We start from the raw sequence: 18,019 nt of genomic DNA, 5'->3' as shown, positions 1-18,019 counted from the left end.
AATGTCTACACTTAGCGCTATTCAAAAAGATATTCTCATAGTTGATGATACGCCGGATAATTTACGGTTTTTATCCAAAATTCTTATTGAAAAAGGTTATTCTGTTCGCAAAGCATTAGATGGGCAAATGGCGATTATAGCTTGCCAAAATCTGTTGCCAGATTTGATTTTACTAGATATTATGATGCCAGAAATGGATGGATATACAGTTTGTCAACAACTCAAGGCTAATGAAAGAACTAGCAAAATTCCAGTAATTTTTTTAAGCGCCATAGATGATATTTTAGATAAAGTTAAAGCTTTTCAAGTTGGTGGTATTGACTATATTACTAAGCCATTTCATGCAGAAGAAGTTTTTATTCGTGTGAAAAATCAATTGTCATTAAAAGCAGCAGAACAAAAAATTTTAAACTTAAATATAGAATTAGAAAAAAAAGTCCAAGAACGGACTTTACAGTTAGAACTAGCTAATCAAGACCTCAAACGAGAATTATGGGAAAGACAGCAGTTAGAACAGCAACTATTGTACCGAGCTTTACATGATCCGCTGACTAATTTGTCTAATCGAACTTTATTAATGGAACGCTTAGATGATGCACTGAATCTTTCTAAGATAGCATCTAATTATCAGTTTGCAGTGCTATTTTTAGACTGCGATCGCTTTAAGGTTATCAATGATTCTCTTGGACATTTGGTAGGAGATGAATTATTAATTGCTATTGGTATTAGGCTACAAACTTTAATGAGAGATACTGATATTTTAGCTAGATTAGGCGGTGATGAATTTGCTGTTTTTTTAGAGAAGATTCCAGATATTGAATATGTAAAACTAGTTGCTATTCAAATTTCACAAAAGCTTTCAGTTCCTTTTCAATTATCTAGAGCTGAAGTTTTTATTACTGCAAGTATAGGTATTGTTGTCAGCAATAGTAGCTATGAGAAACCTCAAGAATTGTTGCGAGATGCTGATACTGCCATGTATCATGCTAAATCCCAAGGCAGGTCTAGATATTGCATTTTTACTATTGATATGTATCAGCAAGCAAGTAAGCTTTTACAGTTAGAAAATGATTTAAAAAGAGCGATTGAAAGACAAGAATTTATTGTTTATTATCAGCCGATAATTTCTCTAAGTACAGGCAAAATTAGCGCATTTGAAGCGCTTGTCCGCTGGCAGCATCCAACTAGGGGGATGGTTTATCCGTCGGCGTTTATTCCTATAGCAGAAGAAACGGGTTTAATTGCGGATATAGATACTTGGGTATTACAAACAGCTTGTTGTCAGTTACGCAATTGGCAAAAACAAAAAGTAGTTAATGAAGATATTTCTATTAGTGTTAATATTTCAGTTAAATTATTTTCTCAACCCAATTTACTGGAAATAATTAATCAAGCTTGGCAAAGAATTGGGCTGAATCCACAAAATTTAAAGCTGGAAATTACTGAAAGTGCCATTATGGAAAATAGTGAAGCAGCTGCGGTAATTTTACAGCAATTGAGAGAATGTCAAATTAAGTTATGTATTGATGATTTTGGCACAGGATATTCTTCTTTAAGCTACCTACATAGATTTCCGGTCAATATACTTAAGATTGATAAATCTTTTGTCTATGGTTTAGAGCAAAATTCCCGGAATATCGGCTTAATTTCAACTATCATTAGCCTGGCTCATACAAGTGAAATGAAGGCAACTGCTGAAGGTATAGAAACCATAGAGCAATTAGCTCAACTGCGAAATTTGGGGTGCGATTTTGGTCAGGGTTATCTATTTTCTGAACCTTTAGTGGCTAAATCAGTTGTGGATTTACTTGCTTCTGCACCAAAGTGGTGATGAATTACAGCAGATTGCAGATAAATGAGGTTTCAATGAGCGTAATATGGCTAATGCCAAAGCTCAGTAGAAGTTAGCCAATAGCTTGCGTGGCATAGCCATACGGTACAGAATCTAAATTCAAAGCCAGTTTTACTCCTGATTCCTTGCCCTGAGCGTTCACGTAGTGTGTCGAAGACGAGCCGATACTAACGCCAAGCTGATGATTTCTACGTCGTCACGCAAGCTATAGGGCTGACTCTTGAATTTTGCTATATCTTCAGTCAGCTTCACTTTCTATTTGATCACCTCGTTCTAATTCCCAAAGAATTTGATTACCTTCACGTCGTACCCGTGAAACTATCCAGTTGCGCCAACGCCATTGATCTCCTCGACTGGTTACAGCACTGGCGTGGACATCCATCAGGTCTGCTAGTTCTGAACTGGTGATTAAGTAGCCTTTTTCAGAAATTTCGTCAGCAATCCGCAGAGTTTCAACCAAGTTGCGAAGTTGTAAAACTCTCATCTCAGAAGGTTTTTCATCGGTTGTCGTCGCAGCTGATGCTGTAGATGGTTCCATAGTGATTGTGTCTGATGGAAAAGTACTGCTTTCCAGAATATTTTTGTTAATGGTTGTAGAGTTTATTGCGGAGTCAGATACTTTTATGACATTTATTTCCTGCTTACTAGGTAAAGTTTGGTGAGAATTTCCAGAGGATAATTGTTGAAGAGATGGGATTTTGCCGCTGGCAAAGGAGCGAGCAATCACATCACAACGTTCGTTACCTATGTTACCAGAATGTCCGCGCACGTGTTGCCATTTTACGAGTCGGCTGTTGAGTTGGTCGAGGGTTTCTAAGAGGTCTTGATTTTGGACAGGTTTTCCGTCTGACTTTTTCCAACCTTTCTTTTTCCAGCCTGACATCCATTTGGTAACAGAGTTGATCAGATATTCGCTATCGGTGTAGAGGATAATGGATTGAGTTTGTCCAGATGTTTCTAGAAATTGTAGAGCTGCGATCGCAGCTTGCATTTCCATTTTATTATTGGTGGTATGGCGTGATGCGTCTCCCATTTCGTGAATTGAGCCATCTTGGAAGTAAACAACTACACCCCAACCACCAGGGCCAGGGTTGCCAGTACAAGCACCATCTGTATATATGCTTTCAATTATGCGTTCGGTAGACATGGTTATAGTATCAATACTTGTCGGTTAAGGAAATGTAGGTTGGGTTGAGCGACAGCGAAACCCAACAAAATCCTTGATAATGTTGGGTTTCGTGCCTCAACCCAACCTACCATATAATGACTTTTAAGCCTTAACCGAGCAGTATTGGTTATAGTATGGAATCGCAGAGAAGATAAAAGAACGAATTAGCGCCGAATTTTGGTCAATAATATCCAGGCTATTATACTGACAATCACTCCAGTGACAACGCTAATGTAGAAAGATGGGGTGATGATAAATGGGGTTTTTGCTGATGGTGGGAATTGAGAAACCAGGACAGAGGAAGCGATTTGGCTGGTTGCAAGTCCGATACCTGCGATCGCAATGGTAGTATTGAGAGTGCGATCGCTTTTCGTTTGTTCTAAGAGGTTGTTTGAAAAGTCTAAATTATTACTCGCATGGCGACTAGAAGTCGCGGCTACACAGACAAAACCCACCTGCGTGGGTTTGAAAACCTTAATTTTGTGTTAGTCCACGGAGGTGGACTTTGCTTGTGTAGTAGCGATTTATAATCGCCGAAAACTTTTAAAACATCCTCTAAGTCAATGATTCCTTGAATAGTGCTATTAAGATTTTGCAGCAAAGTTAATCCAGGACTAAGATTAGCTAAATCTGCTTCTACTTGGCGATGCCAAAACCGCTTGAGCATCTGCTGTTAACTCGTAACGCTTTAAGTTGTTATTTTAGCAAATAGCGTGAAAATGCTGTATTTATTTACGTTAATTAATACTTTGTCTTTTCAACTTTCTCTAAAACTCTTCTCACTGCTGTCAAAATAACTTCCGGCTCATCTATCCAAACAAAATGACTACTTTTTGTAGCTAATAATTGTTCACAATCAGTCGAAAGTAAAAGTAAATCAGATTGTATTTTATCTCGCAGTTTATCAGCAGGTGGAATGGAAAAATAAAACCTTCCCAAACTAGGCTTAAGAAAATTAGCAGCTTTGATATTAACAATTGGCATATTCCCAAAATAATCGGCTTTTCGCAATTGATAACCACTTTTATTTAAACTCCACATTTCTCGAAACATAGTCAACCAATGTCGTGACGAATAAAAAGACCTTTTGACGATTTTTAATGTGGTTGATGAAAACTGACGCAGTTCTTTTTTGAGAACTTCAAAAGCGCCTATTATCCCTAAAAACCTGACAATGCCTAATGCTGCACCCAATGAAGCAATTAAAAAAGAAACTGTAAAAAATGATTTTAATAATTTTAGACTCAATGGCATTGCTAACATCTGTTTTTCATGCAAACCATCTGTTAAAACCATACCTACTACTTCTTCTGGGAAATGATGAGCATAAAGACGCATATTGTAACTACCAAAAGAATCACCAACTAAGATATAAGGTGGTTCAATTTCTGCCTTTTTTAAAAGTATATGTAATTCTTTAACTATCTCTTCACTTGTCCGAGGTTTATTACTAGATTGACTCGAACCATATCCGGCTCGGTCATAAATACAAACGCGGGAAATTTTTGCTAATTCTTCTACTAAAAAATAACCATCTATTCCTCCCAGACTATGATCTAAAATTATTGTTATTTTACCTTCTCCAGCAGAATAAAGATGTAATTTATGTCCACCGACATCAATCAATTTTCCTATGGGTGGTATTTTTGATTTTTCTTGGATACTGGCAATTAGATGATATGTAGTGATTCCTAATAAAATCAATGATTGCCAGTTAAATAAATTTGATAGCAAAATTTCAATTTTCCTGAATTATTGAATGATGTTTTATTTTAAGTATCGTACAAAGTACCATCTTTGTGTGTGAAAATCCATTTTCCATCATCACTAGATTTAGCAATTAAATCATCATCTGGATAGTGCGCTTCATCACCAGGAGTTCTATCTCCAACTTCCAAATAAATTCCTATTTCTGGAGATTTATTTACAAGTTGATGACCATCCATTTCTCCTGCGGGGAAACCTACCATCATTCCCGGTGTGAGGATTTGCTCACCTGCATTAGTCACTAAAGTTATTTCACCTTGAATGATATAGATAAACTCATCTTGTTGAGTATGCCAATGTCTTAATGCTGAACAACTTCCTGGTGCTAGAGTGACTAAGTTCACACCAAAATTTTTCAATCCGGCTGCATTTCCTAAAGCTTGTTTAATTCGTCCTGCGATTCGAGATTTAAATACATCTGGATATGCAGAAGTTGTTCGATGAGGTACGTTATCTGGATTAATAATCATGATGTTATTCCTCAGATAATTGGTAATCACGAAACATTAATTCAATTCCATTAATAGCTTTTTTGAAATCCCATTTTTCATAAAAAGGCATCATTTCTGGTAAACAAAAAAGAGCAATATGTTCTACTTCTCGTAACTGTGGATGATTAATTACTGCATCTAATAATTTAGCACCAAAACCCATATTTCTATAATTAGGTTTAATAATTACGTCATAAAGAGTTCCTCGATAAACAAAATCTGTCAGAACGCGACAAAACCCAATCAATTCTTCATCATCACCTACCATAGCAATAATAATATCTGATAATTCTAGCATCTTAGCAACACGCTGGAATGTTCTATTTTTGCTCCAAAATTCATTTTTATATAATTCCACAAGTTCGTAAATTTGCTTTTCATTTAATTGGTTAACAATTTGGTAATTCATGGTTGATTGTTGAGTAATTTGATTTCCAGAAATCATTACCTGCAATCCAAGAATGGATTACAGCAGCAAAAAGTGAAGTGGAGGTGATATCCAAATTTGAGTTTTAGCAATTTACATTTCTCTAATTTGAACATCAATATCACCATAACCTCGATTTTTACTTGAGAGTAAATGCAACCAAAGCCGCATCTTAAAATTTATTGATGATGTGGAGTTTTATAGCAATTACTATTCAAGTGAGGTAAAAGCTGTAATCATTAAACGCAGATGGACGCAGATAAACGCAGATGATTTTGTACTTCACTATACTAGGAAACGCTATATTTACCAGATGATGAGTTAGTAATTCATATCCGTTCAGCATCTCGTGTGGGAGAGTCGGATCTTTATGTCAATCGTAGACGTATGGAACAAATTCGTCTAGCTTTGCGTGATTTAAAGGTTTTTAAAAGTTGAATAATAATTGATTAATCAACTCATTTTTGATTGTGAATTTGAAACAAAGGAGTTAATAAACCATCAATGCTAACAAAATTTTTCTGTTGGTGATATTCTTTAATTCCCTGTTCACCTTTTTTACTAGCCCAATTCACTAAAGTGTCTCTTTGTCCTTGATATTCATAAAGAGGAACTGCAAAACCACAGGAGGTTTGTACACGTTCAATATCTGCAATAATTATTTGTCGAGTTCCAGGGATGGGAGAAAATAGGGAATATAAGGAATTCCATGCTGGGGAATCTGGTAAAATCGTTTTTCCCTGTCCATAAAGACGCAAAATACAAGGTGGTTCTTGAAAAGCGCAAAACATAAATGTAATTCTGCCATTTTCTAGCAAATGGGCTGAGGTTTCGTTCCCACTGCCTGTTACATCCAAGTAACCTACTCGGTTGGGGGAAAGGATACAAAAGCTTTCTAAACCTTTGGGAGAAAGGTTAACATGACCTGTAGAACTCAGAGGTGCAGAACCTACAAAAAATAGGTGTTGGGCTGCAATAAATTTTTGCAGTTCTTCAGTGATATAGTCAAAAACTTTAGCCATATACTGTTTAATTAAGTGTGGCAATTTCCCATATCCAGCTTATTTCTTAATTGGTAATTTAGCAAGGCTGAATATTCTGAATGTCTTCAATTTTTCTTTCTCCACCTATACAGCAAATTAATAGTCAAATTGCTGATAATGCTAGTGTAGAGTTATACGTATTACGTCTTGATCTGATGCACCCACAGGTTAACGGTAATAAGTGGTTTAAGCTGAAATATAACCTTATGGAAGCTAAGGAAAAAAATTTCTCAACCTTGCTGACATTTGGAGGTGCTTATTCTAACCATATTTTTGCCACCGCAGCCGCAGGTAAGATTTTTGGTTTCCGTACTATTGGGGTGATTCGTGGAGAGGAAACTTTACCGCTTAATCCTACACTGAGTTTTGCAGTAGAACAGGGGATGGAACTAGTTTACTGCGATCGCACAACATATCGTCAACGCCACACAACAAAACTACAGGAAGACTTAAAACAACGCTTTGGTGAAGTATTTATTATTCCCGAAGGTGGTTGTAATCTCAATGGTGTGCGCGGCTGTACGGAAATACTACAAACAACAGCAGCATTTGATACAATTTGTCTAGCCTGTGGTACAGCCACAACACTAGCGGGTATTGCCCTATCATTACATTTAGGACAAAGAATTATTGGCTTTCCGGTATTAAAAGGTGGGGAATTTCTGAGAGAAGAAATCAACAGTTTATTCAAAATTTATCTCGATTCTGGTTTACCTATACCAGTTGATTTTTCTGCATCTTGGGAACTGGTGTGTGATTATCATTTTGGAGGTTATGCAAAAGTAAATCAGGAATTAATAAAATTTTGCCAAAATTTCAATAAAGAACACGGCATACTTTTAGATTATATATATACAGGAAAAATGTTTTATGGAGTGATGAATTTACTCCAGCAGGGATATTTTAAACCAGGACGTATCTTGTTAATACATACGGGTGGCGTACAAGGAAATATGGGGATTAAACAACTATTAAATTCGTAAGAATTCAGGAGTCAGGAGTCAGGAGTCAGGAGGAAGAAGGAAGAAGGAAGAATATTTTTCTCTTCTTGTCTCTGTTCCTTGCTATATCAAATATCCTGAATCCTTAAAATAATTTGTAATTTGTAATACCTTGTCCATTTTCTGTAGGTTGGGTTATGGCTTACGCCACACTCCGTGAACATTCACGTTCCACAACCCAATCTACAAATCAAGGCTTTTTCCAATTTGGACAAGGTATTGATTTATAAAACTACATCATGTTTTTTAGCAATTTCCGTAAGTTGCTCATACTGATGTTGTGATGCTTTAGCTAATATCCCTTCTGCGTCCTCTGGATCAGTACCATCTTTAGGAATTAAATATTTAACGTAAAGTGAAACGAAATCAACTATGGCTGCTAAACCTGACAAGTTATGTTTATCAGATTCTTTGCCAGCAATTACTGCTACTAGACCGGCTCTAATGGGGTCTGGTTTCACTTTCATGAATTGGTCAATTAGTTGTTTTAAATAATCTGCTGGGGCTAAGTTTTTTAACTTAGTTGCATCAGGTTTAAATTCTAATCCTGCGGCTTTTGATTGCTCTAAAACACACCATTCTGTAAATTCTTGTAGTGCTGCTTCAGGAAGGCGGGGGAGATATTTGTATAGTGCTAAATCAGACACAGGCTTACACCAATTTAGGATTTTAGGTTGCGAACTCTCATAGTGAGGTTATTTTGTTCATTGGAAACAATACAACCTATAAACTATGTTTAATGCAGTTTATTAAAGTGCATCAAATCCAGCCTAACGCACTGTTTTTGAGAATTTTGTAGTGCAACTGACAATCTGAATATGGATTACGAATCAATACTGCTCGGTTAAGAATTTTTGTAGCGACAGCCCAACCCAATAAAAGTCCGTAAATGTTGGGTTTCGTTCCTCAACCCAACCTACCTAATTTAATGTTTTTAGCTTAACCGACAAGTATTGGATTACGAATTTGTTTGATAGGATGTAATAAAATCGAGAGGGCAGGGAAACCCAGCCCCTACAGGTTTAAATATCAAAAACTGTACTTCACTGATATTAAAATCACTAGATTTCTGAATACAAATTAGAGAAATTGCTTGTTGCAATGATTGCTGGTGGGTTCAATTGGCTAATAGGAGCAGGTTTCATGTCTCGGTAGTCAAGGATTTGGACAATGATTAAATAAGCGATCGCTAGTAGTAGCGAAATCGCACCTGTAATGATGGCAACTATTTGGGAACGGTTCATTAGTATTCCTCTGAATGGATTTTATTTAGTGTAAATGCTTACTCAACCAATTTACTAGAATAGTGCTGTAAAGCCCCACGGCTTACTTAGCTGTGCTTACAGAGTACTTGTGTTGAGTAGCGGGTTCAGGACTCAGATGGGGGTGGGGACTGCTGAGAGATATTAGATTTACTGGTAATCAATTCTGTTGCTTGTTGAACAGAAAGAGGTCGATAAAACAAAAATCCTTGCACATCATCACATTTAATTGACTTCAAAAAATCTAGTTCTTCAGACTTTTCTACTCCTTCTGCAATCAGTCTTAAGCCTAAACTACGTCCTAAGGCAACGATCGCTTTGATGATATGGGCTACTTTGTTATTTGTATTATCTTGTGTCAATTCTTTGATGAATGATCTATCAATTTTTAAATTGTGGAGTGGTAAAACCTGTAAGCGGGAAAGGGAAGAATAACCTGTACCAAAGTCATCAATGGAAAGGAGTACGCCCATTTGCTGTAATTTTCCTAACACAATTTGCGTGAAGTTGAGATCCTCAATCGCCGTTGTCTCTGTGATTTCTAATTCTAAAAATTGCGATTCCAGTCCTGTTGCTTCTAAAATTGCAGCTACTGTTTCCACTAGATTGGGTTGACGGAACTGCTTGGGAGAAAGATTAACTGCAATAGTCATGGGTAAGAAGCCAGCATCTTGCCAAGCTTTATTTTGAGTACAAGCTTTCCTTAATACCCATTCCCCAATGGGGATAATTAATCCGCTTGCTTCAGCTAGGGGAATGAAGATATTAGGGGCGACTATTCCCATGTCAGGGTGATTCCAACGCAATAAAGCCTCCATACCAGTAATTTCTCTGGTGATGATGTTTACCTTAGGTTGGTAGTAAACAATGAATTCTTCCCGTTCTAGGGCATGGCGCAGGCTTTTTTCTAAACTTAAGAGTTCGGGAGTTCTTGCACTCAGGGATTCTCTGTAGAATTGGTAGTTATTTCTGCCTTCGTCTTTGGCATAATATAAGGCGACATCTGCGTGCTGGATTAAGGTTTCAGCATCAGGACTATGTTTATTTAAGAGTGAAATGCCAAGGCTAGAACTTATATACAGTTCGTGTCCATGCAGATAAAAAGGTTCTTCTATGGCTTGTAAAATTTTGGCAGCTACTTGGGTTATTTGTTGATTATCACTAATTTGGGGCAGCAGGATAGTGAATTCGTCACCTCCCCAGCGGGCAATAGTGTCTCCTGGTCTCAGAGAGTGTGTAAGTCTTTGAGCTACGTTTTGTAATAGTTCGTCCCCTAGTGTGTGTCCCAAAGTATCATTAATCATTTTGAAGCGATCTAGATCGAGGAACATTACAGCTAGACTTTTTTGCTCTTCGTCTGCTTTATCTATAGTTTGAGCTAGTATATCGTTAAACTGCAAACGATTGGGCAATCCGGTGAGTAGGTCATGTAGGGCTTGATAGCGAATTTTAGCTTCTACTTGCTGTCGCTGACGAGCGCCGCTGATAATTGCAGCCATAGTCAATAAGCTAGATTTTTCATGGGTTGACCAAATCCGCTCTAAGGTGCAGTCTACTAGCCCAAGATAGCCCCAAAAATCTTCTTCTAATCGCAATGGTACAAGCAAGAGGGATTTAATTTTATCTCGGCGCAGGATTTCTTGTTCTGAAACGGGAAACCCTTGGGTGAGTCCACTAATGGGCTTTCCTAGAGAGAGAGTACTGTACCAGCGTCCTAGTCCGGAAGTTTGATAAGATTGATTTTGCCAATGGTGTTGGGATGGTGCTACGCCAGCTTTTGTCCATTTAAACTGTAGGCTCATTGCCATTTCCCCTGTGGTGAGATGGGGATGGTTTTGGAAGAGGTAAATGCGATCGCCATTGGCCGCTGCCCCAAATGTAGCAAGTGCTTTTTCTATTGCTATTTCATAGTTCATTTCTGCCAATAAATAATTAGCAGCTTCAGCAACTGCTTGAAGTAAGCGATCGCGTTGTTGCAATTCTGCTTCAGCTTTCTTCTGCTCAGTAATTTCTCTAATAATAAAAGTTCTAATTAAATCACTTTCTGGTAAGTAATGCACGGATTGTTCAAAAATTTCTTCGTTGACTTCTACCTCTCTAACAAAAGAGTTATTTTTACCTTCTTGATTTTCAACTGCACTCACCAGTCCTGCCAAAATAGGGTGTTTCTTGGCAATTTCCCTCAGTCTGGGAAACTTAAGCGCTGCGGCTGGATTAAGATATGTGACGTTTCCCTCTAAATCCATTTCGATAATTGGATTAGGGATGAGTTCTGGAAAGGAAGCCAGTCGAGTTAACAGAGAATCACTAGATTCTTCACCGTTGTCTTCATAAACAATTAGGGTATCAAAAGGATTAACAGGATCTCCTTGTCCTGCTAAAAATCCAGATAAGTCAGCCGCTTTACAAGATTGTTTAAATTCTTCCTCTGATAGGTTAGAAATAGCATAATATTGAGCTTGCGCTTGAGGATTACCAAAGGCAATCGTGTCTCCATGTTGGAGGTTATGAGAAAAATATTTAATGCCATTAATAATTAAGCCGTTAGTACTTCTTTTGCCATTGAAGTTACCATCAATAATCCGAAATCCATATTTGTCTGTGTTAGGAATAGTGACACGCAATAGAATTGCGTGTTGTCTCGATACAGATCTAGATCTCAGAACAATGGCGTTTCTGATATCCCGACCTAGAGAGTAAGTAGTCTCTAGCAGGGGGATAGTTCGCTGTCCTTCTGGATCACTCACAACCAGTAAGTGCCGAATTTTCTCCCGTTCATTTTCTGCCATAGCTATTCCTTAAATTCTCATATTTGTTGATTTGTCATGTAAAAATTATTTTTTTAGTTTCTGGACTAAATACTGGCAACAAAAACTAACTCCAAGAAAAAATGATCATGCTGTTATAAGTTTGGGAAATGAAATTAATAACCATGCTCATCATGACCTGATTTTATAAAAATGAACCGGTTCAGATGTATTTTTGGTTATTTACCTCTCATGACTAATTTGGTGGTAAATTATACACCGCGAAAACTATCTTGCTAATAAAAATATAATCTGAATTTTTGCAAATTTCGTAATAATTCAGGAGTCAGGAGTCAGAATGTTTGATAATTCGGTAGTTGATCGAATAGTGATCTTTTCTGTAACCGTTAAAAAGCTGAACGCTGACTGTTGATAGCTGAATGCTTACCAAATTTCTTTTATGTGATTCGCAAGATATTACATTTAATTCAGAACATATTACACTAAATTTCCCATTTCAGACTAGCTGAAGATCGTTGTTATCTTCTGCACTAATCCCAATTGCTCACACCTAAGGTATGAAGGTAACAATTTTCTCTCCCTAAGCTATTCCCGCCGCAACAACAAAAAAAGTATAAAATATCACTTGTTGTTTAACGTAACATATTTATGAGATTGTCATAATATAATATACGAATTAGTGCTGTTTATATTAAGTATAAATACCAAGTTTTTTTGAAAATAGCAATAATATATGATACGTAGTATTTTGATTGAAACTGCGATCGCATAACCTAGAAGAAGACTCAGAGGAGAACCTACTCAGAAAGCAATTTTTCCCAGTAAAACAGCCTTTCCCGTCTTTCTTGATTAAAATTAATAAGTTTGATTTCCAGTTTAAACGCGTACTTCGCCAACTTATTGCCAAAATACGCGTCTAATAAATTTATTTCTTTTTAGCAAACATCATCAAGCAGTAACACTCATACAAATCAACTAGAAACACGAGTATCTAAATAACCACGCAGATGAAGTCTCAGTAAACGCAACCAGCGCATCCAAATCTTAGCAGGTTGGTCAAAAAATGTGAAAATATCACCGAAACCCAAATTAGTTTTTTGATGGTGTAACCAATGCTGTTCAGGAGTAGTGATAAATAACAACTGACATAAGAAAGTCACAGGTTGAGGAGTTTGCCAACCTAAAGCGGTAATATGTCTCCACCATACATGAAACTGACCAAACAGTAGACCACAAATAACCCCAACTGGAGATAAAGACCACAGAAATACTGCTACAAGTAGATACGGAAAAGCTCCTAATACACCATCTAAAAGCACCTGAAAATTGAATGTTAAAATAGCATAGTGTCGGAAATTCTTTTTCCAGGAGTGGTGTGTAGTCAAGTGGAGGCTACCAAAAATATGCTCAGGTATGTGGTAGAAAAAAGTTGAAAGGAAATCGCCGAAAAACAGTAACAACCAAGCAACAGCGATAGCCTCAAGCATTTGAACTCCTTAAGTTTGATAGAAAAACTGCATAGAGCAAAAAAAATCAAAACTTATGCAAGACTAGGTCATGTCATAATTAAGCGCTGATTAATTACAATACCTAAGCTGCTTTACATTTCTTAATCGCAGTTACCTTTGGGTTGCTGCTAAGGAGGTAAAGTAAACTATACATCTACAAATCAATAGATATACTGGGTTTTGTTCTTTGCTGCTCACAATCTTCTTACTAAGGCATACAGCATGAGCAAAGATTGAGTTAAAATCGGTACAAATTTAGGTTAAGCTTTCCCTCTATTTTTCGTTCTCAACTATTATTAAATCGCTGCACCCTATTATTAACTGTTCCCTATTAAGACTTCCCTTTCCTAACTAGACAATTTATCAAACAGAATACAGGAATCAGGCTACTGACTCCTTCTTCAACTTACACGACTACTAAAGGTGATATTAAGATGCCTAAATGGAAATTATTAACAGAATTCACATTTGATAGCGCCCACTACATCAAAGACTATAAAGGTCCTTGCGGAAGAATGCATGGTCATACTTATAAAGTGAAAATTGAAGCCAAATCATCACAGTTACATTCTTCAGAATACTGTCCTCACCCAGTCATGGTTGCCGATTTTAGAAGCTTACGTTGGGCTAAAAAAGATGTAACCCAAGGAGGACTAGATCATTGTATTCTCAATGAAGTTTTACCTCCTGAATATGAAACAACTGCTGAAATGATTGCTAAATATATTTATGATGAAACTAAAAAGCGATTACCAGCGGATGTAAAACTCAAGGTAGCAGTATCAGAAACACCTAATTCTTGGGCAGAGTACGAGGATGATGATTGGTAAGAATTCAGGAGTCAGGAGGAAGAATAATATTTTTCTCTTCTGTTCCCTGCTACATCAAATATTCTATTGAGTGAATAAATTTGAATTTCCGCAGCTTTTACTAACGCCAATCATCTAAAACAAAAACATCCGCACGGTTGTATCCTGCGTCATTTGGTCTGTGCATAGCAACGCCAATGATTTCACTATGAAAACCACGAGATAGCATTTGCAAATAAGCAGCTTCTCGACTGGTATTTACCCCTGCAACTAAGCGAGACATTCCTACCGCTAAAGTTAAACTTTCACATAAGTCTAATAACTGATTAAAACGTTTTTCTGCATCATTTCCTAAACGCACAGCACCAAATTTAACAAAGCAATTATCATTACCAGCTTCTGTATCAGTACCAATGTGACAAACTGCAAATCCTGCCAAGCCTGAATCATCCCATAAAAAAACTGTATCACCAATATTTTGAGTCTGGACTGTTTGAATTTGCTGGGATAAATCTAAGCCAGAATAGATAGAATCAGTGAGTTGATAACTAGCTTTCAGGCTTTCAGCGCGTTCAGTTTCACTCATTTGGGAGTATCTGCTATTTTGCGGTAACGGTAAAGCTGTTTGTACTGACTTACCTAGAATTGTTGTCAGAAAGCGTAACCGAAAACCAAATTTTTGATACAATGAATGATGTTTAGGACTTTGTGCAAAGGTATGTATTCCTGCTAATTGAGTATTCCATTGAGTAAAACAGGAAATTGCTGGTTCAATGAGACGTTGTGCTATTCCTTGGTTCCAAAAATCAGGATGAACACTTAATGGACCAAAAGATGCAAAACTTCCCCAATTAGTCACCAAGTTAGTACCGATTAATTTACCATCAACTTCAGCCGCAAAAGCTCCTTGGGGATTAGTTTTCCAACGATGAAGTATGTAAGTTTTATCCTCAGCAAAATCTGTAGGTTTAGGTAGCCTTAAAAAAGTACCAAAAGCTAACCTAAATATATGATCAGCTATAGGTAATTCATGTTCTTCTAATAATCGAATAGAAATGTTCATGTTTTTGAATCTTTAAATTGCTAATAACCGAAGAGATTTAATTTTTTAATTTTGAATTAACCGGATTCATCCATTTTTCTAACTGACTAATGGCTTGAGAAAAAATCAGTGTTAAACATAAATAAATTACAGCTACGGCAGCATAAATTTCAAAGGCACGATAATTTCCTGCCACTATTAGCTGTCCTTTACGGAACAATTCTTCAAAACCAATTACTGCAACTAAACTAGTGTCTTTTAATAAACTAATAAATTCATTACCTAAAGGTGGAATCATCCGCCGAAAAGCTTGGGGAAAAATAACATGGCGCATTGTTTGTAAAGGATTTAAACCCAGTGAACTGGCTGCTTCTGCTTGTCCAAGTTCGATTGATTGAATCCCCGCTCGGACAATTTCAGCAATGTATGCGGAACTATTTAGACTTAAAGCAATTACTCCAGCTAAAAGGCGATTTAATGAAAATGTAAAACCCAGTTCTTGAAAAAATGCGGGTAAACCAAAGTAAATCATAAATATCTGCACGAGTAAAGGAGTGCCTCGAAAAAAATCTACATAAGCCCTCGCTAACAAACTTACAGGTTTAATTGCAGAAAGGCGAAAAATACCAATTAATGAACCGCAAATTAAACCAAATATGATTGATATTAATGCTAATTGCAATGTTACTAACACGCCAAGTAATAAAGTGGGTAAAGATTGCCATATTAAGCTAAAAGAATTTAATCTATCTGTATTTTGATTTGCAACTAGTGATTTTTCTGGTAATATTGGAGGTGTGGATTTAAACCATTTTTGGTAAATTTGTTGATAAGTTCCGTTTTCTAATATCTTTGTTAAACCTTGATTAATCAAAGATAAATAAGGGGAATTTTGAGCGGTAGCAATTCCGTAAAATTCCTCTGTAAGCAATTGTTGTATGATTTTGATTCCTTGCAGATTATTTGTATTAATGGCATATAACGTTACGGGTGCATCATTAATAACCGCATCGACATTGCCATTGAGTAGTTCTTGCAGTGCTAGAGGTGCAGAATCAAAACTTCTAACTTGCGCCCCAATGACACTTTTAGCCTTTTCTGCGCCTGTTGTTCCAATTTGGACGGCTATTTTTTTATTTTGGAGACTATCAAAACTAGTGATATCTTGATTATCTGTGCGAGTAGCTATCGCTAATCCAGCTTTAAAATAAGGACGAGAAAAAGCTACAGTCTTTGCCCTCTCTGGGGTGATGGTAATTGAACTAATCGCCGCATCTATGGTTTTTGCTTGCAGTGCGGGGATGATGCCATCAAACGGTAAACTTTGAAAATCTACCTGAAAATTAGCAGCAATTGCAACTGCCTTCATCAAATCAATTGAAAAACCTTCTAATTCACCACCTTTACCCTGCAATTCAAAAGGAGGAAATGCTGGTTCAGTCGCTACTCGCAAAGTTTTCCCATCAACAGAATTGACACTACAGCCAGTTAATAACCAACAACTGAACCCAAGTACTAAACACCAATGCAAACAACGCTCAAAAGTACATTTCACCATTTTTATTGATTAATTCAATTTTTGTCTTAACCATAAAGCCAATAAAGGCAAAGCTAACCGATAACCTTGTTCAGCATTATAAATTAAACCTTTATTTTGTAACCCAGTTAAAGCACCTTGGAGACTACCACCTCTAGAAAGTCCATGTTTTTGGATATATTCTTTACTTTGCGGTTTGTCTGTAGGATCAATCGCTAAACATTCTAAAAGATGTATCTGACTTGCAGGCAGTAACATTAATAAAGATTCATAAGTTATAGATAAATCTTTGAGCATTCCTTCAATGACTTGCTGTATTTCTTGTTCAGTAATTAATCCTTGATGATGCTGTAAAGTTAACAATCTGCGAATTAATGCCATGGCATCGCCAGTGTTTCCCTGGACTGCATCTAAGAAGATTTGTAATGCTTTGGAGTGAGGATCAAATTTAAGATTTTCTGTATGTAAAATCTCTCTTGCCCACAATGCTAAAACATCTTTAGCTAAGGGTGCTAATTGGATTGTTTCTATTGAATATCTATTTTCATCTGTATGATTGCTTGTCTCGCCAATTGTCGCCAATAAAACGTAACTAACATGAGGATGGGCTTTAACTTCTTGTCTAAATGTTGATTCCCATAAACTGTGACGATCCCAAGAGCGAATATGCGGGAAACTTTGCAAAATTAAAACTACTCTTTGCTCTAAATCATTAGCCATAGTTTGCAATAGTTCAAGCAAGATGATAAATGCTTGCCATAGCTGTTTTTGATTTAGGGAATGTAATAATTTAAGTTTACTTTCAGGATTAAAAATAAAGAACTCACTTGCATTCTGGTTAACCCATTTTTCGATTTTTTTGGCTTCCCAGTTTTGGTTGATCGCTTCTGCTAGTAAGTGCAGAAATCTTTCCCCATCTGTAGCGCGGATACAATCTATATCCAAAACAACGGCGCTCACTTCCTGGGCCGCGATCCTGACTAGAGTTCGTCTTCCACTTCCAGGTACTCCGGTAATCAGCAAGTCACCATCCTGGATCAGTATTTCTACAATGCGCTGAAATTCTAGGGAACGCCCAATTAATTGCAAAGAAGTAGATAAATCCAAGTTCACGGGTTTCTCGTTTCTAATTGTGGTTGGCGCTTTGAGGGAGAGCATAAATCATTAGATGTAACTATGGTTATCATTTAAATAATTTCGTGCTTTGATGAAATTAGCACTACAAATTCGTGCTATTAGTAATTTAACACTTTATACAACTAAAAAACAACGTAATATCCAAGTCCCCACTCAAGTAAGTCGGGGATACATCCCCTATCCCTTATTAAATTATTAAATAGGTAA

Annotated in this window: 18 protein-coding genes and 1 pseudogene; 5 read left to right on the top strand and 14 right to left on the bottom strand. The window is 36.8% G+C overall.

Features of this window, described 5'->3' with window-relative positions; translation table 11 throughout:
* Position 1: 1 nt before the first annotated feature.
* On the top strand, positions 2–1,831 hold the full coding sequence (locus VB713_RS20725) for an EAL domain-containing protein (RefSeq protein ID WP_323313394.1): 1,830 nt from the start codon (positions 2–4) through the stop codon (positions 1,829–1,831).
* Between the two features lie 259 nt (positions 1,832–2,090).
* On the opposite strand, the gene rnhA is transcribed toward VB713_RS20725, so the two are convergent.
* The 6 genes from rnhA to VB713_RS20695 form a co-directional block, all read right to left on the bottom strand.
* Positions 2,091–2,999 carry a ribonuclease HI gene (gene rnhA, locus VB713_RS20720; RefSeq protein WP_323313393.1) on the bottom strand — a complete coding sequence of 303 codons (909 nt, stop codon included), beginning with the start codon at positions 2,997–2,999 and terminating at the stop codon, positions 2,091–2,093.
* Positions 3,000–3,184: 185 nt separating this feature from the next.
* On the bottom strand, positions 3,185–3,475 hold the full coding sequence (locus tag VB713_RS20715) for a hypothetical protein (RefSeq protein WP_323313392.1): 291 nt from the start codon (positions 3,473–3,475) through the stop codon (positions 3,185–3,187).
* On the bottom strand, positions 3,457–3,687 hold the full coding sequence (locus tag VB713_RS20710) for a hypothetical protein (protein WP_323313391.1): 231 nt from the start codon (positions 3,685–3,687) through the stop codon (positions 3,457–3,459). The genes VB713_RS20715 and VB713_RS20710 overlap by 19 nt, the downstream gene beginning before the upstream one ends.
* Before the next feature lie 74 nt (positions 3,688–3,761).
* The gene (locus tag VB713_RS20705; RefSeq protein ID WP_323313390.1) at positions 3,762–4,754 is read right to left on the bottom strand and encodes an alpha/beta hydrolase; all 993 of its coding nucleotides are present in this window, start codon (positions 4,752–4,754) and stop codon (positions 3,762–3,764) included.
* Between the two features lie 38 nt (positions 4,755–4,792).
* Positions 4,793–5,257 carry a cupin domain-containing protein gene (locus VB713_RS20700; RefSeq protein WP_323313389.1) on the bottom strand — a complete coding sequence of 155 codons (465 nt, stop codon included), beginning with the start codon at positions 5,255–5,257 and terminating at the stop codon, positions 4,793–4,795.
* Between the two features lie 4 nt (positions 5,258–5,261).
* Complete coding sequence (locus VB713_RS20695) at positions 5,262–5,687, bottom strand: GNAT family N-acetyltransferase (protein ID WP_323313409.1); 426 nt, start codon at positions 5,685–5,687, stop codon at positions 5,262–5,264.
* 321 nt (positions 5,688–6,008) lie between these two features.
* On the opposite strand from VB713_RS20695, the pseudogene VB713_RS20690 reads away from it, so the two are divergent.
* Positions 6,009–6,143, top strand: a pseudogene (locus VB713_RS20690) (DUF1499 domain-containing protein); the annotation flags it as partial.
* A 20-nt stretch (positions 6,144–6,163) separates the two neighbouring features.
* Here VB713_RS20690 and VB713_RS20685 read toward each other — a convergent pair.
* The gene (locus VB713_RS20685; RefSeq protein ID WP_323313388.1) at positions 6,164–6,727 is read right to left on the bottom strand and encodes a pyridoxamine 5'-phosphate oxidase family protein; all 564 of its coding nucleotides are present in this window, start codon (positions 6,725–6,727) and stop codon (positions 6,164–6,166) included.
* Between the two features lie 80 nt (positions 6,728–6,807).
* On the opposite strand from VB713_RS20685, the gene VB713_RS20680 reads away from it, so the two are divergent.
* A complete protein-coding gene (locus VB713_RS20680) occupies positions 6,808–7,731 on the top strand; it encodes a 1-aminocyclopropane-1-carboxylate deaminase/D-cysteine desulfhydrase (protein ID WP_323313387.1) in 924 nt (307 codons plus the stop codon).
* 242 nt (positions 7,732–7,973) lie between these two features.
* On the opposite strand, the gene VB713_RS20675 is transcribed toward VB713_RS20680, so the two are convergent.
* The 4 genes from VB713_RS20675 to VB713_RS20660 all read right to left on the bottom strand — a co-directional run bounded on the left by VB713_RS20675 (position 7,974) and on the right by VB713_RS20660 (position 13,266).
* Entirely contained in the window at positions 7,974–8,396 is a 423-nt protein-coding gene (locus tag VB713_RS20675; RefSeq protein ID WP_323313386.1) for a hypothetical protein, read from the bottom strand.
* Between the two features lie 414 nt (positions 8,397–8,810).
* The gene (locus VB713_RS20670) at positions 8,811–8,993 is read right to left on the bottom strand and encodes a hypothetical protein (protein ID WP_323313385.1); all 183 of its coding nucleotides are present in this window, start codon (positions 8,991–8,993) and stop codon (positions 8,811–8,813) included.
* Positions 8,994–9,118: 125 nt separating this feature from the next.
* Positions 9,119–11,800, bottom strand: coding sequence for an EAL domain-containing protein (locus VB713_RS20665; RefSeq protein ID WP_323313384.1), 2,682 nt, complete (start codon positions 11,798–11,800; stop codon positions 9,119–9,121).
* 950 nt (positions 11,801–12,750) lie between these two features.
* The gene (locus VB713_RS20660; RefSeq protein ID WP_323313383.1) at positions 12,751–13,266 is read right to left on the bottom strand and encodes a fatty acid hydroxylase; all 516 of its coding nucleotides are present in this window, start codon (positions 13,264–13,266) and stop codon (positions 12,751–12,753) included.
* A gap of 455 nt (positions 13,267–13,721) precedes the next feature.
* Between VB713_RS20660 and VB713_RS20655 the strand changes: the two genes are divergently transcribed.
* Entirely contained in the window at positions 13,722–14,117 is a 396-nt protein-coding gene (locus VB713_RS20655) for a 6-carboxytetrahydropterin synthase (protein WP_323313382.1), read from the top strand.
* 100 nt (positions 14,118–14,217) lie between these two features.
* On the opposite strand, the gene VB713_RS20650 is transcribed toward VB713_RS20655, so the two are convergent.
* The 3 genes from VB713_RS20650 to VB713_RS20640 are packed head-to-tail and all read right to left on the bottom strand — an operon-like array spanning position 14,218 to position 17,833.
* Positions 14,218–15,159, bottom strand: a complete 942-nt coding sequence (locus VB713_RS20650) for a GNAT family N-acetyltransferase (RefSeq protein ID WP_323313381.1) — start codon at positions 15,157–15,159, stop codon at positions 14,218–14,220.
* A gap of 37 nt (positions 15,160–15,196) precedes the next feature.
* On the bottom strand, positions 15,197–16,696 hold the full coding sequence (locus VB713_RS20645) for an ABC transporter permease subunit (RefSeq protein WP_323313380.1): 1,500 nt from the start codon (positions 16,694–16,696) through the stop codon (positions 15,197–15,199).
* A 9-nt stretch (positions 16,697–16,705) separates the two neighbouring features.
* Entirely contained in the window at positions 16,706–17,833 is a 1,128-nt protein-coding gene (locus tag VB713_RS20640; protein ID WP_323313379.1) for an ATP-binding protein, read from the bottom strand.
* A gap of 49 nt (positions 17,834–17,882) precedes the next feature.
* Between VB713_RS20640 and VB713_RS20635 the strand changes: the two genes are divergently transcribed.
* The gene (locus VB713_RS20635) at positions 17,883–18,011 is read left to right on the top strand and encodes a hypothetical protein (protein ID WP_323313378.1); all 129 of its coding nucleotides are present in this window, start codon (positions 17,883–17,885) and stop codon (positions 18,009–18,011) included.
* Positions 18,012–18,019 lie beyond the last annotated feature (8 nt).

The organism is Anabaena cylindrica UHCC 0172 (assembly GCF_034931625.1).
Classification (GTDB): Bacteria; Cyanobacteriota; Cyanobacteriia; order Cyanobacteriales; family Nostocaceae; genus Anabaena; species Anabaena cylindrica_A.
This window is presented reverse-complemented; position numbering and strand designations above follow the sequence as displayed.